The sequence below is a fragment of the Dolichospermum sp. LEGE 00240 genome, assembly GCF_015207875.1.
In the GTDB taxonomy this organism is placed as follows: Bacteria; Cyanobacteriota; Cyanobacteriia; order Cyanobacteriales; family Nostocaceae; genus Dolichospermum; species Dolichospermum gracile.
The window spans coordinates 51,460-73,646 of the sequence record NZ_JADEVZ010000014.1 but is presented as its reverse complement, the minus strand read 5'-3'; the positions used below and the strand labels follow the sequence as shown (position 1 = coordinate 73,646).

At 37.8% G+C, this 22,187-nt stretch carries 18 protein-coding genes and 1 tRNA gene; 10 read left to right on the top strand and 9 right to left on the bottom strand.

Annotated features, from left to right (window positions below):
• Positions 1-3 precede the first annotated feature (3 nt).
• Positions 4-933 (bottom strand): Ycf66 family protein, encoded by a 930-nt coding sequence (locus IQ226_RS06995; protein WP_193893810.1) that lies wholly within the window; start codon positions 931-933, stop codon positions 4-6.
• Between the two features lie 149 nt (positions 934-1,082).
• Positions 1,083-1,202 (bottom strand): photosystem II reaction center X protein, encoded by a 120-nt coding sequence (psbX, locus tag IQ226_RS06990; protein ID WP_193893808.1) that lies wholly within the window; start codon positions 1,200-1,202, stop codon positions 1,083-1,085.
• Between the two features lie 352 nt (positions 1,203-1,554).
• Between psbX and IQ226_RS06985 the strand changes: the two genes are divergently transcribed.
• Positions 1,555-1,842, top strand: coding sequence for a YggT family protein (locus tag IQ226_RS06985; RefSeq protein WP_027401501.1), 288 nt, complete (start codon positions 1,555-1,557; stop codon positions 1,840-1,842).
• 137 nt (positions 1,843-1,979) lie between these two features.
• Here IQ226_RS06985 and accC read toward each other — a convergent pair whose 3' ends face one another.
• Positions 1,980-3,326: an acetyl-CoA carboxylase biotin carboxylase subunit gene (gene accC, locus IQ226_RS06980; protein WP_193893805.1), complete on the bottom strand. Its 1,347-nt coding sequence runs from the start codon at positions 3,324-3,326 to the stop codon at positions 1,980-1,982.
• Positions 3,327-3,606: 280 nt separating this feature from the next.
• Here accC and IQ226_RS06975 point away from each other — a divergent pair.
• A tRNA-Leu gene (locus tag IQ226_RS06975) sits at positions 3,607-3,689 on the top strand.
• Positions 3,690-4,010: 321 nt separating this feature from the next.
• Positions 4,011-4,625, top strand: coding sequence for a chorismate lyase (locus tag IQ226_RS06970; protein WP_193893802.1), 615 nt, complete (start codon positions 4,011-4,013; stop codon positions 4,623-4,625).
• A gap of 214 nt (positions 4,626-4,839) precedes the next feature.
• Here IQ226_RS06970 and IQ226_RS06965 read toward each other — a convergent pair whose 3' ends face one another.
• The 4 genes from IQ226_RS06965 to IQ226_RS06950 form a co-directional block, all read right to left on the bottom strand.
• Positions 4,840-5,061, bottom strand: a complete 222-nt coding sequence (locus tag IQ226_RS06965; protein WP_193893798.1) for a hypothetical protein — start codon at positions 5,059-5,061, stop codon at positions 4,840-4,842.
• Positions 5,062-5,189: 128 nt separating this feature from the next.
• Positions 5,190-6,947, bottom strand: coding sequence for an arginine--tRNA ligase (gene argS / locus IQ226_RS06960; RefSeq protein WP_193893795.1), 1,758 nt, complete (start codon positions 6,945-6,947; stop codon positions 5,190-5,192).
• Positions 6,948-6,989: 42 nt separating this feature from the next.
• Positions 6,990-7,433: a DUF29 domain-containing protein gene (locus tag IQ226_RS06955; RefSeq protein WP_193893792.1), complete on the bottom strand. Its 444-nt coding sequence runs from the start codon at positions 7,431-7,433 to the stop codon at positions 6,990-6,992.
• A 197-nt stretch (positions 7,434-7,630) separates the two neighbouring features.
• Positions 7,631-9,082: an MFS transporter gene (locus IQ226_RS06950; RefSeq protein ID WP_193893789.1), complete on the bottom strand. Its 1,452-nt coding sequence runs from the start codon at positions 9,080-9,082 to the stop codon at positions 7,631-7,633.
• A gap of 295 nt (positions 9,083-9,377) precedes the next feature.
• On the opposite strand from IQ226_RS06950, the gene IQ226_RS06945 reads away from it, so the two are divergent.
• The 3 genes from IQ226_RS06945 (at position 9,378) to atpC (ending at position 12,406) form a co-directional block, all read left to right on the top strand.
• Positions 9,378-9,893: a phosphoribosyltransferase gene (locus IQ226_RS06945; protein WP_193893786.1), complete on the top strand. Its 516-nt coding sequence runs from the start codon at positions 9,378-9,380 to the stop codon at positions 9,891-9,893.
• A gap of 554 nt (positions 9,894-10,447) precedes the next feature.
• Positions 10,448-11,896, top strand: a complete 1,449-nt coding sequence (gene atpD / locus IQ226_RS06940; RefSeq protein WP_193893783.1) for a F0F1 ATP synthase subunit beta — start codon at positions 10,448-10,450, stop codon at positions 11,894-11,896.
• A gap of 96 nt (positions 11,897-11,992) precedes the next feature.
• Complete coding sequence (atpC, locus tag IQ226_RS06935; protein WP_193893780.1) at positions 11,993-12,406, top strand: ATP synthase F1 subunit epsilon; 414 nt, start codon at positions 11,993-11,995, stop codon at positions 12,404-12,406.
• A gap of 139 nt (positions 12,407-12,545) precedes the next feature.
• On the opposite strand, the gene IQ226_RS06930 is transcribed toward atpC, so the two are convergent.
• Positions 12,546-16,328, bottom strand: a complete 3,783-nt coding sequence (locus IQ226_RS06930; protein ID WP_193893777.1) for a TaqI-like C-terminal specificity domain-containing protein — start codon at positions 16,326-16,328, stop codon at positions 12,546-12,548.
• Between the two features lie 696 nt (positions 16,329-17,024).
• On the opposite strand from IQ226_RS06930, the gene IQ226_RS06925 reads away from it, so the two are divergent.
• The 4 genes from IQ226_RS06925 to IQ226_RS06910 all read left to right on the top strand — a co-directional run bounded on the left by IQ226_RS06925 (position 17,025) and on the right by IQ226_RS06910 (position 20,190).
• Positions 17,025-17,357 (top strand): hypothetical protein, encoded by a 333-nt coding sequence (locus IQ226_RS06925; protein ID WP_228039294.1) that lies wholly within the window; start codon positions 17,025-17,027, stop codon positions 17,355-17,357.
• Positions 17,354-17,719: an aspartyl protease gene (locus IQ226_RS06920; protein WP_193893775.1), complete on the top strand. Its 366-nt coding sequence runs from the start codon at positions 17,354-17,356 to the stop codon at positions 17,717-17,719. Before IQ226_RS06925 ends, IQ226_RS06920 begins: the two co-directional genes overlap by 4 nt.
• Before the next feature lie 83 nt (positions 17,720-17,802).
• Complete coding sequence (locus IQ226_RS06915) at positions 17,803-19,848, top strand: SPFH domain-containing protein (protein ID WP_193893773.1); 2,046 nt, start codon at positions 17,803-17,805, stop codon at positions 19,846-19,848.
• Between the two features lie 129 nt (positions 19,849-19,977).
• The gene (locus IQ226_RS06910; protein ID WP_228039293.1) at positions 19,978-20,190 is read left to right on the top strand and encodes a Uma2 family endonuclease; all 213 of its coding nucleotides are present in this window, start codon (positions 19,978-19,980) and stop codon (positions 20,188-20,190) included.
• Between the two features lie 603 nt (positions 20,191-20,793).
• Here the strand turns inward: IQ226_RS06910 and IQ226_RS06905 are convergent.
• Positions 20,794-22,050, bottom strand: a complete 1,257-nt coding sequence (locus IQ226_RS06905) for a glycosyltransferase (RefSeq protein ID WP_193893771.1) — start codon at positions 22,048-22,050, stop codon at positions 20,794-20,796.
• Positions 22,051-22,187 lie beyond the last annotated feature (137 nt).

The window sequence follows — 22,187 nt, the reverse complement described above, 5'->3', positions numbered from 1 at the left end:
GTGTTAAATGTCATCATCAAAATCGGAATTATCTGGCTCGTTATTTGGCTTGTTAATGGGATTGTAAGGAACATATTCCGTTGGGATAGCTTCATCATCATCCTGTCTTCTGGGAGCAACTGAATCTCTTGGTGGACGACGTTTTCTGGGTCTAGGAGTAGGGGTAATATCATCCTCACGACTTTCTTGACGTTGAGGGCGATTATTGCCAGTGTTATTGCGACGTGCTGGTTTTCTCACTGCATCTTGGGAATTTGAAGTTTCCCAATCGTCAACTGGTTTGGGAGTAGAACCCCAATTTTCATCTTCATAACCCTCACTGGGACGACCGACTGAACGCCCAGAATTGTTACGACGCTTTCTTTCTGGTGATTCTGGTTTTTCCCTGGTACGTGGGTTTGGTGAACTGCGTGGTGGCTGATCTTCGTAATAGTCGTCACGGGTAGAACGTTCGTCTCGACTACCGCGAATTCTCGGACGCTGAGGGGCTTCTTCGTCTTCTTCATAGGGTAGCGGTTCTAAATCCGCATCCATCTCAGCTTGATAGTTGCGCCGCTCAGAATAAGAATATTTTCTGCTAACCTCGCGTTCATCGTCCACGATGGGAGTATTTCGTTTTGCTTGTTGAGTAGCGATACTTCGCAGACGAATACTTTCGACAGCAAAAAATACTGTAGAACCGACCAAAAGCAATTGACCAAATTGCAAAATTGGATCAAGTCGCCATCCTTGAAATACGAGAATAAAGCCGCACAACAAGCCAACTGCGGCAAAAAAGATGTCTTGATCTCTTGAGAGTTCTGGGCGGACAGAACGAAGAAAGTACAATGCTGCTCCAGCTACAGCTAGGAAAATTCCTAGAATACTGGCTGAGTTTGCTCCAAAATTCACCTGAGCCAAAACACTGGCTGAGTTCAGCCCCAAATTAACCATTGGTGTTTTCCTAATATCAAATCTATATTAACGAGTTACACTTACTATCACTATTTTAACCAGTCATAATATTGTGGAAGAGGAATACTGGAGTCTAGAAGAAAGAAAAAGAAGATGCTTCCCCAGTCCCCAGTCCCCAGTCCCAAAAATTAAAAACGTTGGATTTTATCTTTTTGGCTAATGAAAATTAGACCAATGGTAGCAGGGATAACGACGATCGCAGTCCCCCAAAGGAGACTCCAAAGAAAATTTGCTAAAGAGGGTGTCATAGTTCTCAACCTTTTTTTACACAGTTTATTTTCATTTTAATCTTGGATTACTTTCTTGAAAAGTAAAACAGGATTATCAGGGTTATTGGTCGGATGTAATACAATCGAGTGCTGGGAAACCCCACTCATGCAGGGTTGACGATTTCCTGAATGTATCTCAATTAAGTACATACCGCACATCTAACTTGGTACTTACTTGATTGATGATCCCAAGTCAATAACTTTGTTTTTCTATTCTCACAATAAAATGGCACTATTTAGTTAAAATTGAGGGAAGAATACGTTACAAAACTTAAAGTTTATCAACTTGCGCCCAAGTTTTGGATTCTCTCACAGATGGTAGCTAAACAACATGACTGGTGTTAACTTGACTGCTTGGATTCTTGGTCCGGTTTTGGGAGTGATGACGTTTTTATTTATTTTCCGCATTATTCTAACGTGGTATCCCCAAATCAATCTCAATAGTTTGCCTTTTAGTCTAATCGCCTGGCCGACTGAACCCTTCTTAATCCCGTTGCGGAAGTTTGTACAACCTATTGGTGGTGTGGATATTACCCCGATTATTTTGGTGGCGATTTTCAGCTTTATCCGGGAAATTTTGCTAGGTCAGCAAGGGTTACTGACCATGTTAGACAAGTAATTAGGAGTTCGGAGTCAGGAGTCAGGAGTCAGGAGTCAGGAGTCAGGAGTTCGGAATTCGGAGAAAGAAGGAAGAATAAATATTGTTTTTCCCAATGACCAATGACCAATGACCAATGACCAATGACCAATAACTAATTACTGCATTTTCATGTCCTGGACAAAGCTGGTGTAAATATTACCTTCTAAAAATTGTGGGTTTTCCATAATTTTTTGATGAAAGGGAATGGTTGTAGGGACTCCTGTAATGGCACATTCTCTTAATGCGCGTTTCATCCGGGTAATGGCGGTGGCTCGGTCTGGTCCCCACACAATTAATTTACCTATGAGAGAGTCGTAGTAAGGGGGGATATGGTAGTCCGTGTATACGTGGGAATCAATCCGCACTCCTGGTCCTCCAGGGGGAAGATAACCGCTAATTCTGCCGGGGGCCGGACGAAAATCATGATCTGGGTCTTCGGCGTTAATCCGGCATTCAATGGAATGTCCTCTCAGAACCACTTCTTTTTGTGTGAGCTTTAGTCTTTCACCTTGGGCAATGCGAATTTGTTCAACCACTAAATCTATACCAGTAATCATTTCCGTGACTGGATGCTCAACTTGTATCCGGGTGTTCATTTCCATGAAATAGAACTTACCGAATTTATCTAGAAGAAACTCAATAGTTCCTGCTCCGGTGTAGTTAATAAACTGGGCGGCTTTAACGGCAGCTTTGCCCATTTTTTGCCGTAAGTCAGGGTCAAGAGCAGGACTAGGGGCTTCTTCTAGGAGTTTTTGGTTACGACGCTGAATTGAACAGTCTCTTTCACCCAGATGGATAACATTACCGTAGTTATCCGCTAGGATCTGAAATTCAATGTGGCGGGGACGTTCAATAAATTTTTCTATATAAACGCCTGCGTTGCCAAAAGCTGCTCCGGCTTCCCCCCGTGCGGCGAAGAAAAGTTTGACAAATTCGTCTTCGGAACGGACTAGCCGCATTCCTCGACCGCCTCCGCCTGCGGTAGCTTTAATCATCACAGGATAACCAATTTTTTTGGCGATCGCTAATCCTTCTGCTTCTGATTCTACTAACCCTTCACTACCGGGAACTGTAGGTACACCAGCCTTTTGCATTGTTTCTTTGGCTGTGGACTTATCCCCCATGAGCCTGATAGATTCAGGACTAGGACCAATAAAAGCAATGTGGTGGTCGGCACAAATTTCGGCAAATCTGGCGTTCTCTGATAAAAAACCATAACCAGGATGAATGGCACTAGTATTGCGCGTTAGTGCAGCAGCAATAATATTGGGAATATTCAAATAACTCTTACTGCTGGCAGGTTCACCAATGCAAACCGCTTCATCTGCAAGTTGGACGTGGAGAGCATTTCTGTCAACAGTCGAGTGAACAGCTACTGTGGCAATTCCCATTTCTTCACAGGCTCGGAGAATGCGAAGGGCTATTTCCCCTCGATTGGCAATTAATATTTTGTCAAATTTCATTTTCTAGTTACGATATCAGTACCAGTAGATTCACATTTTCTCCCATCCTGTTGACATAAAGCTGTTGCATTACTGTAAATCGTGACAGGAGATCCCCAAACATAATTTTTAACAGACTATTAGATTATGTGGCATCTTTCCTAGACCTTTTAATATGACTTGTGCTGCAACTATATTTCTGTTAGTCTCATACCCATTCAAAAAATATTTGGGAAATATTTGAAAAATCTTGTGTTTGAGAGATTTTTTATGTTATACTACAATCTGTGTTCAAAACCGCGCGGATGTGGCGGAATTGGTATACGCGCACGCTTGAGGTGCGTGTGGGCATAGCCCTTGCGAGTTCGAGTCTCGCCATCCGCATTTTGAATGTAAATAACCCGCTGTTAGGTCAGAAAAATGACTATAGCAGCGGGTTTTTAAGTATTACAAAGATTTTCGGGGAAATAAACCACATTTTTTGATCTCACGCAAAGGCAGAAGGAGAAATTAGGAGTATTGATAAGAGAACTCCACAAAAAAGATGATCCAATCTCGTGGGATGGGCATCTTGCCCGTTCTTGTATTATTAGCGGGCTTTTCGGCCCGCACCACCATAAATTTTGGGATATTTTTTTAATTGGAGAACTCTAAATCAAATGCGATCGCTATAGTATATAGATAGATGAACTTTTGTAAAGAAAATTGACTACTATTTTTAATCCGACAGATAACGTAATCTTGCCAACTGCTTGGCATTGCCTAACTCCCTTATGGCAAGGTGGGGAAGAAGTTGTTAAAAAGGGTTTACCTCACACTCAGTTAGCTCCAACCTGGCAATTATTGCTTTTGGGTGATGGTTCTCCGACTCGGCACGTTCAATTGCTGACTGGTGAGCCGACGGAAGTTGATGTGATTGATATGTCATCCATTGGTATGAATTCAGATCATGCACCGGATATAATTCAAATGTTACCGGGACCAAGAGTACGCCGACAGGTGTGGGTAAGAACTGCCTCTGGACAGCGATTATATTATGCTGCTTCTTGGTGGGAAGCAAGTCACGTAGATGAGTATTTACAAAACAAGTCTTTACCAATTTGGGCAAGTCTAGCACGGTTACGGACTGAATTGTATAGAGATGTCCAAGGTATTTATTATGGTAACTCAGAGGCGTTAGAGTCAGGTTTTCAGGAAAAAGGACCTTTTTGGGGTCGTCATTATTTGTTTTGGCATCATGGACAACCGCTAACTTTGATTTATGAAGTTTTTTCGCCGTTTTTAACTAAATATTTAGGCGCTATGAATTATGAAGGTTAATCTTGCCAATGACTAATCCCCAAAACCAGAGAAAGGCAGAGAAAGGTTACATCTACAGCAGTTGCGGAAACTAATAGACTTTTAATGTCAAATTTGTGTCACAATCAACCCTAAATGGGGGGGAATGACTTTTTGACTAAAGGGTGAGTCTTAAAAATAATATTCTCTTGGTGTATCCGTGTATGTCAATTGTCTGAATCAGGATATCCAGGATTTAAGGATTTTCAGGATGAAAAGCTAAAACTACAGTATAAGTATTGCCTATTTGTTTAATAATCACACCAGAACCAGGGGACTCACTATCAATTAAAACAGTGATTTCCTTGCCAATTGTATCTACTTGATCATTACTACATATTGCCCTTGCTATTTGCGGCTGTACCAGTGCGATTGATACCCCTATTAGTGCTGCTGGAAATGTGTATTTATAACTCATTTATTTGTCTCCTCCTTCAAAATTTGAGATAATAAATTTGGTGCAATATGCAATACCTTGTCCATTTTCTGCTTTGTTGGGTTTGGGTTCTAATTGTTGAAGAATGCTAAACCCCTACTGCTTCTATATTACATCCTTTCTAAAACCTTAATTCCCAACAAAGATAATCCCAACTTGAGAGTTTTTGCAGTTAAATCACACAACATTAACCGCGAAGTTCTGGCAGGTTCTTCAGATTTGAGAACAGGGCAATTTTCATAGAACTTGTTAAACTTATCGCTGAGTTGATACAAGTAATCACACAAACGATTTGGTAATAAATCCTGTTCTACTTCCTTAATTACCTCATCAAGTTGCAGCAGATGTTTAGCTAAAGTTAATTCTGCATCTTCTTTTAGCAAGATTTGGCGATTTATTCCCAAGTTGGTAAAGTCAATATTCCCCTGACGACTAATACCTTGAATTCTCACATAAGCATAGAGAAGATAAGGGGCTGTATTGCCTTTGAGAGATAACATTTTGTCATAACTAAAGACATAACTACTGGTGCGATTTTGGCTTAAATCAGCATATTTAACCGCACTAATCCCCACTACTTCAGCGACATTTTGCATAAATTCTTCCGTTTCTGTGCGGCCATCTTCTTGTAATCTCTTTTCTATGTCTGCACGGGCGCGGTTAATAGCTTCATCTAATAAATCTCGTAAGCGCACAGTATCCCCAGAACGAGTTTTAAATTTTTTCCCATCTTCACCTAATACTAAACCAAAAGGAACATGAACTAATTCCACATCATCAGGAATCCAATTTGCCTTTCTTGCGACTTGGAAAAATTGGGCAAAGTGGTTAGATTGTCCTTCGTCTGTCACATAAACAATTCGCTGGGCTTTATCTGTTTGAATCCGATAACCTAATGCTGCTAAATCTGTGGTTGCGTAGTTATAACCACCGTCAGTTTTTTGGACAATTAAGGGTAAAGGACTACCTTCCCTATTTGTAAAACCATCCAAGAAAACACATTTTGCCCCTTGACTTTCTTCTAGTAATCCCGTTGTTGCTAAATCTTTAACAACTTTTGGTAATAAAGGATTATAAAAAGATTCACCTCTTTCTGTTAATTCGATATTCAGTAAATCATAAATGATTTGAAATTCTTGTCGAGATTGTTCACATAGCAATTTCCAAGCATGAAGTGTATCTTCCGCACCAGCTTGTAATCTCACAACTTCTTGACGGGAAGTTTCTTGAAAAATCGGATCTTCATCAAATCGCTGTTTGGCTTTGCGATAAAAATTAACTAAATCCCCAATATCTAAAGCGTTTGCGGTAGTCAGTGCTTCTGGATAAACTTCCCGCAAATAGGTAATTAACATCCCAAATTGCGTACCCCAATCACCAACATGATTTAACCGCAAAACATCATGACCACAAAATTCTAAAATCCGGGCAATAGAATCACCAATAATGGTAGAACGTAAATGTCCAACGTGCATTTCTTTAGCAATATTCGGACTGGAAAAATCAACAATTTGCTTTTGGGGATTTTTCGCTGTGGGTATTCCCAATCTAGTATCTACTTGAATGGAGTTAAGTTGTGCTTCCAAGTAAGATGTTTGTAATTTAAGATTAATAAAACCGGGACCTGCGATTTCTGGAGGTTCACAAATATCAGATACATCTAATTTACTGACAATTTCTCCAGCGATAATTCTCGGTTGCTTTCCTAACTTTTTACTCAGGGATAAAGCCACATTAGCTTGATAGTCACCAAATTTAGGATTACTGGCAGCCACCAAAATTGGATCTGTATTGGTGTAGTCTGTACCAAAAGCAGCCACTAAAGCCTGTGTTAGTTTGAGTTTTAGTTGTTCTTGTGTAACATTCATTATGTAAATTGTATCTGTCTCTGCTGTTGAATACTGTGATATTTAATCATTTGAGATGTCATTCGGAAACCAGTTGTCATCTAGGGCTTGCAAAAGGCTAATGTGAGCATCTGGGGGAAGTGGACATAACTTAGAAACGGATTTGATAGCGACGGGATAAGCTTTTTCATAGAACGTTTGTAATTGAGAATAAAGACTAGGACTATCTTCCAAACGCCCTTGAATTTGGGCGCGAAAGTTGACAATTTCCGCAGCCCAGTGATTACCGGATCTTGTTTTTTCAGATTCCCAGTAAGACAATTTTAGGAGATGTTCTAGAACACGGGTCAACAGACTAATTATGGCGCGTTTGTCGTTTTTTCCCATAATTTCTAGTTCTTCGATTAAGCTATCCCAATCTATGCTGTCAAAATTACGGTTTTGGATGTGTTGGATAGTATCTTGTGTCCATTGGTTGTGATCTGTTTCATAAAGAGATGATGTCATGGTTTTTTCTCTAGTATTTGTTTGGAGAGATTTACTTATTGATCATCTAACTTAAAATTAATTATAACATCGAAGAGATAATTTAGATGGAAATAATATTTGATTTTTGCAATATTATGTAAGGTGGGTGTTGCCCACCAAAAAATTTTCAACTCTGTTCACTATTCTTTACCAGCGGGTAAAGAACTTTTAAATCTTTACATTTTCTCCCGTTGTGCTTGCAGTTTCAACATGATTTCCGCGTGCATTTCGCGGGTAATGGGATAGAAATAGACTAAAACCAACCCGGCAATTAAACAAACTGTTGGTATGGGTCCAACAGCAATCCGAATTGCTAAAAGTGCTGATTCCGGTTGTATGGGTAAAGAACTTTGCCCAGCCACAGCTTCTTTAAAACCATAAGCTTGTAAAGTATTACCGACCAAAAACAACCCAAAAGCTAAACCAAATTTTTGTAATAAAACCATGAAACCATAGAAAATTCCTTCCCGTCGTTGTCCAGTTTGCAATTCATCTAATTCAATTACATCAGGTATCATTGACCAAGGAATTAGATATGCGGTGGAAACTCCCACACCTGCCATTACAGCCATAACATACATTAATCCAATTTGATTTGGCTGTAAGAAAAACAATCCAGCAGCCGCAATAATCCAGGAACTCATTCCTAAGAAATAAACCAGTTTTTTGCCAATCTTTTTACTTAAATAACTCCAAATAAATAGCATAGATAAAGCCGTTCCCTGAACTGCAATCATGACTGTGGGAACATCTCCCTCTTTCAGCTTCATACAGTTAACGACAAAATAGGGAATAATGCTGGCTGTGATTTGCACACCTAACCAAGAAAAAAGATAAATGGCAATTACAAACAAAAAAGGTTTATTACTAAAGACAATTTTTAGCTGTTCCAAAAAGGGAATTTCGGCTTCCTGTGGCAAAGAAATCCGTTTTGCTTCAAAAGCCAAAATGCGATCGCGCACCCCATAAACGCACCAATACAAGGATAAAACCGAAATCACCGTACACACAGCCGCTAAAACTAAATATTGTTGTTGGCGATCGCTAATTTGTGAGAAAATAATTTTTGATAAAATCAACGATAAAATACTACCACCAATGGAAAACGTGAAGCGAAAACTATTTAAACTAGTCCGTTCATCGTAATCCTGAGTTAATTCAGGAGTCATGGCTGTATAAGGCAAATTCACAACAGTGTAAAATACCTGAGAGACAATCCCAATTACCACATAATACCAAAATAAATACCAGACATTAATACTTTTGTCGGCAGTAAATTGGGGAACAATCCATTGCAGGAAAAAGAAAAAACCAAAAGGAATTGCCCCATATAATAGCCAAGGTAAACGACGACCCCAGTGCCGGGATTGGGTTTTATCAGTCAACATTCCCACCATAGGGTCATTGATACCATCCCAGATTTTGCCAATCATCAAAATACTACCTGCCAGACCCGCCGGAATTCCTGCCACATTGGTAAAGAAAACCAGCAGATAAAATACAGCAATATTTGCAGTAATAGCCGGACCGAAATCTCCAGCCCCATAAGCTAATTTAGTTTTAAAATCTAATTTTTCACTGGACAGAGATTGATGAAAATCATTATTATGAGAATTATCTTTAACCATAAATGACACCCTTATGAATTGACAATAGACAATAGATAATTAACAATTATTAACTGTTTGAAAAGTTGACGGCGATGAGAAAGATGCCTCCGGCTCCCGTTAGGGATAGGCTACTACACAAACAAAGTCCACCTGCGTGGACTAACAAAAAATTAAGGGATTGAAACCCATGTATCCCTCACGGGACCGCAGGAACAGATGGGTTTTGTCTGTGTAGTTCCGCGACTTCTATTCGCCAACGCAAGTAATAAATTAGACTTGTTCAAACAACCTCTAACACACTTATTTTACTCTTATGTCAGACCTTTACATTTCTTGGTCAGATTATCACCACAAAATTGAACAATTGGCTGTAAAGATTTATCAATCGGGTTGGGAATTTAACCAAATCGTCTGTTTAGCCAGAGGGGGACTGCGAGTAGGAGATATTCTCTCCCGCATATACAATCAACCATTAGCAATTTTATCTACCTCATCTTACAGCGGCGCAGGTACATATAAAAGAAGTAATTTAATTATTTCTCGGCAATTAACCATGACTAGCGAAAACTTAGGTTCACGGATTTTGCTAGTAGATGATTTAGTAGACTCTGGTATCACTATTCAACAAACAGTTCCCTGGTTACAGAAACATGATGATTTTCCTATTCAAGAAATTCGCACCGCTGTAATTTGGTATAAAGCTTGTTCAGTTGTTGTTCCTGATTACCACGTTGATTATCTAGCTGATAATCCTTGGATTCATCAACCTTTTGAACATTACGAATCTATTAGTCCTTCTGAACTGGCAAACAAGATAAGTCAACGATGATAATTAAAGTTATCTGTCATTTTGTGGGAAAGCGATAGCCGCGCTCGCCGAAGGCATCGCCTAAATCTGTGAGAGTCATATTTTGGGCGATCGCATCATGAGGTATCAAATTGAACCTGCTAAGGTTGAAGATGGACTGTTAGCGATCGCAAATGCAACCATTACCTGTGACTCCAAGCAGCGACAGCCCTTTAACACCTATAGATGCAACCCTTGTTGCCTCTCTTCTCCCCCTACTTGCCTTCACCCGTCATTTTCGGGTTGACAGACTACTAGTACCGCAAAGCGGAAGTCAAAAGTCAAAAGTAATATTGAGCAAGCCTTTTGGCGATTGAAAATGGTTGGTTTATTTCCGCCGTGCTGTACTAGATAGCATTTTTGTAGTTGATACCAGAAATCTCCAACTACTTTCCCAAAATTAGGGATCTGTTCTTAATAATGAATTTAAGGCAAAGGTGGAGTCGTTAAGTGCTAACCTAAAAGATGATATCGCTTGATCTGGGGTCTTAAACGAACCCACTTGTGAAAAATAGCTTCATTCATTTAGGCGCAGCATGGTCACCACCGCAGAAAAAACAAACATTGGTTACATTACCCAAGTAATTGGTCCGGTTGTAGACGTTAAGTTCCCCGGCGGTAAATTACCCCAAATCTACAACGCTTTAACCATCACAGGTACAAATGAAGCTGGACAACACATCAGCTTGACTGTTGAAGTACAGCAACTACTAGGCGACAACCAAGTTCGCGCAGTTGCTATGAGTACCACCGACGGTTTAGTTCGTGGTTTAGAAGTAGTTGATACTGGCGCTCCTATCAGCGTTCCCGTTGGTAAGGCTACCTTGGGACGGATTTTCAACGTTTTAGGCGAACCTGTAGATCAGCAAGGTCCCGTAAACGCGGAAGCATCTCTACCTATTCACCGTGACGCTCCTAAATTCACAGATTTGGAAACCAAACCTTCTGTGTTTGAAACTGGGATTAAAGTTGTTGACTTATTAACTCCTTACAAACGCGGTGGTAAAATCGGTCTGTTCGGTGGTGCTGGTGTTGGTAAAACCGTGATCATGATGGAATTGATCAACAACATCGCTACCCAACATGGTGGTGTGTCTGTATTTGCGGGTGTGGGTGAACGCACACGCGAAGGAAATGACCTCTACAACGAAATGATGGAATCTGGAGTTATCAACAAAGATAACCTCAATGAATCCAAAATTGCTCTAGTTTATGGTCAAATGAACGAGCCACCCGGAGCCAGAATGCGGGTTGGTTTGTCTGGTTTGACAATGGCTGAGTATTTCCGTGATGTCAACAAGCAAGACGTATTACTATTTGTTGATAACATTTTCCGGTTTGTGCAAGCTGGTTCTGAAGTGTCCGCGCTCTTGGGTCGGATGCCTTCTGCGGTAGGATATCAACCTACTTTGGGTACTGACGTGGGTGCTTTACAAGAACGGATTACCTCCACCACCGAAGGTTCTATTACTTCTATTCAAGCTGTATATGTACCTGCCGATGACTTAACCGACCCCGCACCAGCAACCACCTTTGCTCACTTGGACGGGACAACAGTATTGTCTCGTAGTTTGGCGGCTAAAGGTATCTATCCTGCGGTTGATCCTTTGGGTTCTACTTCCACCATGTTGCAACCCAATATTGTTGGTGATGAACACTACAACACTGCACGGGCTGTACAATCCACCCTGCAACGTTACAAAGAACTCCAAGACATCATCGCCATTTTAGGTTTAGATGAATTGTCTGAAGAAGATCGTTTAATTGTGGCCCGGGCGCGGAAAGTTGAACGGTTCTTGTCTCAACCTTTCTTTGTAGCTGAAGTATTTACCGGTTCTCCTGGTAAGTATGTGAAGTTGGAAGACACCATTAAGGGATTCCAACAAATTCTTTCTGGTGAGTTGGATGCCTTACCTGAGCAAGCTTTCTACTTAGTAGGCGATATCACCGAAGCTAAGGCTAAAGCTGAAAAGCTCAAAGGTTAGTCATTAGTCATTAGTCAGTAGTCAGTGGTTTTTTATGCAACTGACAACTGACAACTGACAACTGACAAAAGGCAACTGACAAAGGACAACTAACAAATGACATTAACTGTTCGTGTAATTTCCCCAGACAAAACTGTTTGGGATGCTGAAGCTGATGAAGTAATTTTACCTAGCACTACTGGTCAGTTAGGTGTTCTCAGTGGACACGCTCCCATGCTGACAGCCTTGGATACAGGCGTAATGCGTGTTCGGGCTAACAAAAGTGCTAGTTGGCAAGCGATCGCTCTTTTAGGCGGTTTTGCTGAAGTTGATCAAGATGAAGTCACAATTCTAGTCAATAGTGCTGAACGTGGTGACAAAATTAACCTAGAAGAAGCCCGAAATGCTTTTAACGCAGCACAATCTGGCTTAAATCAAGTTACCGCAGATGACCGGAAGGCACAATTACAAGCAACACAGGCATTTAAACGCGCACGCGCTCGTTTTCAAGCTGCTGGTGGTTTGGTGTAAATTGTGTAGAGCATTTAAAACTAATGAGGGTGGGCTATTTTGTCCACCCTTATTTTATTGGTATTTTAATTTGATTAGCTTTATCTTTTTTTAGATCCCCGACTTCTTAAAGAAGTCGGGGATGTGAGGTTTGTCGTATTTATCCTTCTATAATTTTGATCTCTTCTGCTGTTAGTTCGTAAAGTTGATAAACTAACTGGTCTATTTCTGTTTCTAATCCGGTTGTATCTGCTTTTGGATCTAATTTTTTAGCGGTGAGAATCTGATTAACTATTTTTTCTAATAACAATTCTTCAGTTTCCGTAGGTTCTTTAATGGGTAACATTTCAATTTTATACTTTTTCCATCTATTTGTACCCATTCCTGTGGTAGTTGAAATCTGGTTAAAATACCATTCTGATAGTTTTGAATTTAAAATTGCTAACAAATATTTCAGTTTTTCACCAGTCATTAGAAATGTAGTAGCTTCAGCATAATAGTTGGAGTCATCAAAAGCAAATTTAGGTTGATCAGAAATTTCACCCCAAACAATTTTAGGTTTATTAAAATCTTGCCAGTAAGCAATAGAGTCTTGGGTTTCAAACCATTGATTATTTGTCTTTTTTCTACTCCCTTCAATACCAGATTGTGCTAATCTTTTTCTTCCAATTTTTTCAAAATAAGCCATAATGGATGGATAATTTTTAATATCTAAACCTAGACTAGGAAAAGTACATATAACCCATTGATTTGAAAATTCATAACTATATTTTTTTAAGTCTCTACCTCTTAAAATTGGCTGAATTATTTCAGCAGAATTAGAACTTTCAGCAATTAATTGATTTTTAGTTTCCTCATTGATAATAAAAGCTGCATTATATCCGGTTTTAATACCAAAATTTATTGTTATTTTAAAATCCTTTAACTGTTTACCTATGCGTGCTATTTTTTGTTTTAAATTTCCGCTTTCTTCATTACCTATAATCCATTCTGATGTATTAGGTATTATAAATCGAAAACAATTTTTATAGAAATAGTCATCTAATGAAGAACCGACAAGATAATTATTATTGAGACTAGCAACATCAAAAAATTCATTAACTTTATCTTTTTTCAAGATGATAATATTTGATTCTACAGTTGCTTCCTCGAAAATTTGCATATCTTCAATATTTAATAAAGTCTGAGGTTGCAGATTTTCAATTAAATATTTTTTCAGTAAATCACCATAAATAGTTTTTAACCAAGAATTAGAAGTAATGTAGGTTAAAAAACCTGCTTGTTTTAACAAACAACTTCCTCTTTCGTAAAACAAGCAATAAATATCTGAACCCTTTGTATAAGTTTGATAATTATTTTCAAAATAAGCAGTTTGAGATTTTTCTTTAATTTTAGAGAGTGAAATATAAGGAGGATTACCAATAATCACATCAAAACCGATAAAATCACCTTCATTATTCAAAACTTCAGGAAATTCAAACCGCCATTCAAAAGCATTTTGATACAATTTACCACTTTTTTTGTCTTCAATTTCAGCATTGAGTTGATTAATTTCCTGTTCTAATTTTTCTTGCTTTTGTTGACGACTTTTTGCTTCTGCTTTACTTTCTGCAAATAATGACTTTTGATCTCGTAAATGACGAAGTTCTGCAACTTTTTGATTTCGCTTTTCTATATTCGGATCATTGCTACTGATTTCTGTGCGTATATTACCCTTAATATCATTAATTAATCGTTCCATTTCCTGTTTTTGATATTTGTTATCAGGGTGGAGATAGGTTTTTATAGCATTTCTATAACTTTCAATATTCCAGGCACTTTTTTTCAAAATCGTCCGTAAATCCCAATTTAAAGGAAAACGACTGATTAAAGAATTACCAGTTTTAATATTAATATCAATATTTGGTAAAGTTTCCAGTTCTCCTATATTCCCCTCTCCTGGTAGGAGAGGAGTTAGGGGTGAGGTTTTATAATAAGCATTCTTTAAAAGCTCAATCCATAAACGTAACCGACAAATATTAACTGAATTAGGATTGATATCTACACCAAATAAACAGTTTTCAATAATTGTCTGTTTTGCATGAAAAATTGCTTCTTGTATCCGTCTACCTTCTGAATTTTTAGGATTATATGTGAAAAATTTTCCGTCATCATCTGTAATAATTAACTCATCATTCTCAATTTTTATATCATAATCTCTTAAAGTTTTTCCCTGTCTATCAAGTAAAACTTTCAAGTCACTTTTAATAGTAATAATTTCATTTAAAGCGGAAACCAAAAAATGTCCAGAACCTACTGCTGGATCACAAATTTTTAAACTATTAATAATCTGATTGGCTTCTTTTTTATCTGTAATTTTATCATATAATTCGTCAATATTTGCACAGTTCCAACCTTTAATTTCTTTGAATTTCTGTAAAACTGCTCTGCGAATAGTTTCCCGACACATATACATAGTAATAAAACCAGGAGTAAAGAAAGAACCATCTTGATAACCGTTAATTTTCTCAAAAATCAAACCTAAAACAGAAGCATTAATTAAAGTTTTATTTTCTTCTTGGATTTCCTCTGCACCTTCACTACTAAAATCGTAAGCATCAAGAAATGCAAAAATATATTCTAGTGCTTTTAATTTTCCTGTCCGTGTATTACCATTCTCTTTAAGAACTGTTTTGTTAAAAATAGAAAGTTTTTCATCAGTGATTAAATTACTAATAACTATTGTTTGATGTTCAATCTCTGATACCTCAAATAAAGAACTATTCAAATAAGAAATATTAACAACAATATTTTTTATATGTTCGTCTCTTTCATCTGGTTTACGAGATAAAACACCAAAAAATAAACGGTTGAGATTACCAAAATCTTGAATCTTTGCTATATTGAGAAATCCAAAAGATTTATTACCTTGATGATAGTTAATTAATTGGGATTCTAAAAGTTTCAAAAAGAGAATGCGATTAATCCAAGTAATAGCTAATTCTAAACTAACATTAAAAAGTCTCTCTTCGGTATTTTCTCCAAATTGTTCGGAATTTTCTAATCTATCAATTTTGCGTAATTCTTGCAAGCGAGTAATAGTATTTTCAATTAATGAACCCTGTTCTCTTTCATTAATTGGTTTACGCTGAATTAATTTTTTACTCCCTTCTTTAATTTCCGTTAAACCAAGGATGTGTAGTAATTCACTATAAAACTTTTCATTTAAACTGTTGCTATCATTAATAACAGGTAATTTTAATAAATGTTGTGGTGAAAAAATCTTAAATAAATGAATCAGTTTTTGATCATTTTCAGGATTTTGATTAATTAAATACTGTTCATAATCCCTAATATCAAAATGTGTAAAAGTTAGTTCGTTTTGAATTTTATCTATTGCAGGTTGAGCAATTTCTTGATAAAAAAAATCTGTGCGAGAATTAGATAGACGTTTTTCTTCAAAATCAGTAAATTGCTTGACTAATTGTTTGTTCTGAGCAAACAAATTGTCAAAAAGTGTTGCATCAAAAATAAACCATTCATAAATATTAGTAGCAACTAAATATTTAATTTCTGGATTTTTATTTGTAATCCGTTCTCGTAAAAAGTATAAAACTAACTGTTGCAATGCTTTAGTATTTAAATTATCAACCTTGAGCATTTCATTGTTATTTACCTTTTTCGCTTCTAAAATCACTCCAACACTACTTTTAGTATCTTTGCCATTATAAATTACTAGATCATTACTCGCTTTAATATTTATTAAGTAATCAGCACCGTAATAGGTATTTTTCAAAAAATCAGTCAGAATATTTTTATGAAATTCCTCTCTTTCGTTTTCATCAATTTGATTAAGCAGTGTAATCAGATTCCTTTTAAATATCTCAAACTCATTTCTAATTGGTTTAATTCTCAGAAATGCTTTGCCTAATGCTTGTCTAGGTTTAATTTTATTGTTAATCATATTGAATTACTAAAAATTATCATTTTATTTCACGCAGAGGCGCAGAGAGTAAGAGTTTGAGAGATGGAATTTTCGACTTTCATACCCCAATTTACCAACGCCTTAATATTTAGGGTTTGCTGAAAAAGTTATCTGTGATAGCGCAGCGTGACGTAAGTCATGGGCTAGGAGTCAGGAGTCAGGAGGAAGAATTAGAAGAAGAGAAGAATAGTCTGGAATCCAAGTGATAGGTTTTTGCTAATTTCCATCCTGATTCCTTGCACCTGATTCACCTTTTTTACCTTCAAACTCTTGATATATCAAGTTTTAGCTTTATATGGCTTACGCCACGCTACGCTATCAGCAAGCCCTATTCAGCCTGATATTATAGCATCAAATTAAAATCAAGAAATATATTGTAATATTTTATGACAAAACTTAAGCCATAAAATATCTGACTTCTTAAAAAAATTGGGGATATGACTCTGACAATGTTCACACATTAAATAGTATTACTATAGAACTCATATTTGATTTGTGAAAAAAATTAGATATTGTAGGGTGCGTCAGATATTACAAATCTGTTTATTGATAGAATTTATGCAGTCTGACGCACCCTACGTATCTTTTCATGAATCAAATATTATCCCTATATATAGGTTACAATCATATAGAGATGTAAATCAAGTTTTAATATAATATTACGTAGAGTGGATTATGGATATTTCAAAAATAACACAATTATCGTCTGATTACCAACCACGTCGAGGAAGAGTATTTCCAGAAAAGCAAATTTCTCATGAGGAAAAAGCTAGAAGAAATGCTGAAGATAGCTTATTTTATCAGCGTTGTCGGGTCATATTCAATAAAGTCCAACCTGAATTAATTCAGGATCATTATGATTGGTTTATAGTTATTGAACCAGTAAGTGGTAATTATGTAATTGATCCAGATGAAACAATTGCCAGACAGAAAGCGCGGGAAAAATTTGGTACTACTATGCGTTTGATGATGAGAATTAATGAGATTGGTAACTGTGGTAAAATATGATCTTAGGAGATTTTAATAGTAGAGGAGAACTCATTTTAAAAATTGGTTTAGTTACTGCTGATGGCGAAATTATTCCAGTACAAGCATTACTAGATACGGGTTTTACAGGTTGGTTAGCAATTGATGATCAGGATGCGATAACATTAGGATGGTTACAGGAAAATCAAAAAGAAGATATGCAGACAGCATACGGGGAAGCTCAGTTTAATCTTTATCAAGGAACTGTATTTTTAGATGAAGAAGAGTTAATAATTCCAGTGTTGGGTGGAAATGAACTGCAAGATATTCTTTTAGGTGTACATTGGCTACAAAGTAAGCGGCTAGTAGCAGATTTTCCAGCAGGGGTACTAACATTGGGTTAAAAAATTACATTAAGTTTAAGAAAAATCATTCCATCCTGATGTAGTGATACCTTGAATGATTAATTGCCCAAAGAGGCAGATATATGAAAAGCTTTCCATTTTCTCTTGGTAAAAGTAAGCAAAATAAATTTGTCTGCTTGGCTACATCTGCAATTGCAGCCTTAGCTTTAGCAGGTGGTGTTAATGCTGTTAATGCCACTCCCATAAAAACACTGACAGCAAAAGAATTTACTTCTGTTTCTATTCCCTCTACCCAAACTCAACCCGTAGTTACTCAATCAGTAACTCGTCCAATCCCCTATCAAGCAATGGGAATTGAACCGTTGATCATTATTCCCGTGATTATTATTGGTGGTTGTTTCTTCTTTGGTGGACTGGTGGTTATCGGTGAACGGGAAGTAGGAATTGTGGTGAAAAAGTTCACCCTGTCAGGTAAAGGATTACCTCCTGGTAGATTAATTGCCCTCAATGGTGAAGCGGGTTTGCAAGCAGATACTCTCGCACCTGGTTGGCACTGGGGTTATTGGCCTTGGCAATATGCAGTGAAAAAAGAGTCGGTAATTGTTGTCCCCCAAGGACAAATCGCTCTGATTGTCGCCGCTGATGGGGCTTCTAACCCTCCAGAACGGATTTTGGGCAAAATTGTCGAATGTGATAATTTTCAAGATGCTCGGAAATTCTTAACCAAAGGTGGGGAGAAAGGACGGCAAATTGCCTTTATCACCGCAGGTACTTACCGCATCAATACAGCGCTGTTTAAAGTGATTACAGTAGCAAATGCTAGTAAAGAGGGTATGCGTCCAGAACAGTTACAAATCTATGAAATAGCAGCGGAAAAAGTTGGGATTGTGACTACTTTGGATGGTTCACCAATTGCCGCAGGTGAAATTGCTGGGCGTGCTATTACCGGACATAATAATTTTCAGAATGGTCAAAAATTTATTGACGCTGGAGGACAACGGGGTTTACAAGAACAGGTGTTATTATCGGGTTCGTGGAATCTCAATCCTTGGTTGGTAAGTATTGAACAAGTACCGATGACTCAAATCCCTATCGGCTATGTGGGTGTGGTGATTTCTTTTGTTGGTGAAGAACAAGAAGATGTGAGCGGGGCATCTTTCACTCACGGAAATTTGGTCAATCAAGGACATAAGGGTGTTTGGGTTGAGCCTTTATATCCTGGGAAGCACCCGCTCAATACTAAAGTGATGAAAGTTGAGCTAGTGCCGACAACAAACATTGTCTTAAACTTTACTGATAGAATTAGCGGTCAGCATGGGTATGATACGAATTTAACGGCGCTGAAACTGCTGTCATTTGATGGTTTTAGCTTTGATTTGGAGATATTCCAAATTATTCACATTGGTGCGTCAGATGCTCCGAAAGTGATTTCCCGCTTGGGTTCGATGCAAAATGTCATTGATCAGGTTTTGCGTCCCATTGTGGGGAATTATTTCCGCAACTCGGCTCAAGAATATACTATCCTGGATTTCTTGATTGCCAGAAGTGAGCGTCAAGTTGAAGCCTCTGAATACGTTAAATCTGCCTTACGTGCTTATGATGTGCAAGCAGTGGATTCGTTGATTGGTTTGATTACGCCACCGAATGAATTAATGCACACGCTGACAGACCGGAAAATTGCTGAGGAACAACGCAAAACTTACGAAGTTCAGCAAATGGCAGAAACCCAACGACAAATGTTAGTCCGGGAAACAGCGATCGCAGATATTCAGCAAGATTTGGTAAAATCGGAACAAGGTGTCACAATTGCCGAGTTGCAAGCTAACGCACAAATTCAGCAAGCAACAGGTGAAGCTGAAGCCACTAAACTCAAAGCCATAGCGGAAGCTGAAGGTATCCGGGCGACAGGTAACGCGAAAGCAGAAACCTATCGGACAGGGGTACAAGCTTTGGGTTTACAAGGTTACACAGCGATGCAGTTAATGCAAATTGTGGGCGATCGCAATGTCCGCATTATTCCTGATATCATTGTTGGTGGTAATAATGGTAGTAATAATGGTTTAGCAGATGGTTTATTATCTATGATTCTTTTGAATCAAACTAATAGCAAAACCCATCTAGAACCGAAAATTCCTACACCTCCACCTCTTCCTAATCACAATAGTTAAGCTTTTGCGATTTTTGAAGGTCAAAAGTTTCAGATCCCCGACTTCTCTAAGAAGTCGGGGATCTTGTTCTTGTGAATGTTTTTATTGAGAGTAGTGATAAAATTAAGATTAAATTCTGGGTTTAAATAAATGACAACAACAGTTGCAAAAATCATGACCATAGCAGAATTTTTAAAGCTGGGTTTTATTGACGAATCACCAGCCTGGGAATATATTAAGTCAGAAGTAATTCAAAAACCAATGGGTGGGGGTAAACACAGTTTATTACAAAAAAAATTAGTTGCAGTTATTGACACAGCAACCAATGACTATGAAGCATTTCCAGAAATGCGCTGTAGTTGAGGAAGTATTTTCTTGGTTGCAAAGAAAGAGGTAAATATCAAGTTCCGGTAACTAGAAGTTGCGGCTACAGGAACAAAGTCCTCTGCGCGGACTAAATTAGGACTTACGCAAGTGTCACACCAAAAATCTGTTGTAGGGTGCTTTACTACTGCATAAATCCTGCAAATAAACAGATTGTTGATATCTGATGCACCCTACTAATGTGCCAGTTGCGTAAGTCCTGTAAATAAAAATCGGCGTTGCTGAATCAAGGTATGAAATTTCCAAATTGAACCTTTAAAAATCTTACCTTTGCGTCTTTGCGCCTTTGCGTGAGACTAAAATTCATACCCTTAATCAGCAACGCCTAAAAATCAAAGGTTTAAACCACTTAATAACAAAAACCCCAGAAGTGAAACTTCTGAGGTATAAAGAGTTTTAGGAACGATTGAGAACAATAGCAATGTTGTGATCAGTTGGAGTAGGCAATCTTTAGACTGATCACAAAATAGCCTTGTCAGCATCTCAAACTAAGAACCTAAAAGCCCACAGGTCAACTACTTAAATACTCTAGCAGAGGTCTTTTTATCTCAGTAGCCAAGTTGGCATTTTTTCAACCCTCAATTAGATATCTATCTTGCGACGGATATTAACCAATTCATAAAGCTTATTTTCAAACTTTTGGGTACAAGCTGACCAATCAAATTCTAGAATCGAGGGACGTGCTTGTGCAGTCAATTGATTTTTAAGATCAGGATCTTCCAGTATGGTAATTACCTTTTGGGCAAAGTCTTCAGGGCTATTAGGTGCGGCTAAAAATCCATTTACTCCAGAAATAACCTGTTCAGCAGTTGAAGGGGCAACAACAGCCACTACGGGAGTTCCAGAAGCTAAGGCTTCGTTGGTTGTGGTACAGAAATTTTCGGTGACGGAAGGGTTGACAAATATATCTGCTTTTGCAAACCAACCTAAAAGTTCTTGCCCATGAGATTCACCCCAAATTGTCACACCATTGGGGAATTTTTCGGCACGACGGCGAATTTCTGCATCTAGGGGACCGCTACCGACAATTACTAAATGAACATCGGGAATTTTGGCAGCAATGAGGGGATAAATATCTAAAAGTTGATTGACATTTTTTTCTGGGGTAATGCGGCCCACAAATAAAATAGTTGGACGTTTATCATCAGGAATTGGATCATAACAAATATTGCGAGGGTGAAATTTTTCGCAATCAATTCCTTGATAGGGTAAATATTCGCTGCGTTGCGCTTTGAGTTTTTGGTATTTAGTTAATTGTTCGCGGGAAGAGAATAAACTTAAATCATAAGTTTCACTAAATTGTTTAACTAAAAGTGGCAGGAGAGGACGAACTAGGTTAAAGAATGTATTCCCAAAATAATATTGGATATAGGCAATGATATCTGTATGGAAAATTGAAATAATGGGTGTTTTGGTTTTTTTGGCATATTGTACTCCCACAGAACGCCCATAACCTTGTAGGAAGCCAGAATATAAACCCCTCATTTGTGGGGCTTCTTCAACAACGATAATATCGGGTTGAAAGTGATTAAGTAGTTTTGTATCACTCCAATGACGATGGTTTAATGGTTGGGGTAAAGATTTATAAAATACCAGTGGTTCTGTCGGAAATGAATAGGAGGAAAAATTAATAAATGTTTCTAGTTCTTCTATTCCCGACATCGGACGATTTCCCACTTGTTTAGGATATTTATTATTGATTTCCGGGTGAACTAGAAAAACTTCATGTCCTTGTTTTAATAGCCAGTGAACTCGTTGATGAACGGCGACAGAAACTCCGGTTAAAAATGGGGCATATAATCCTGTAAATAAGGCGATACGAAGAGGTTTATTTTTCATGATTTTGAGGAAATATTTTCTGCTAAAATAGATTACTGATGCGCTGGTTTATAATAATTGTTGAATTGGGAATTTTAGATGTTGAAGTGAAATAAAAAATCTAAAATTTCCCTATTCTCTTAAATAAATATGTTGGG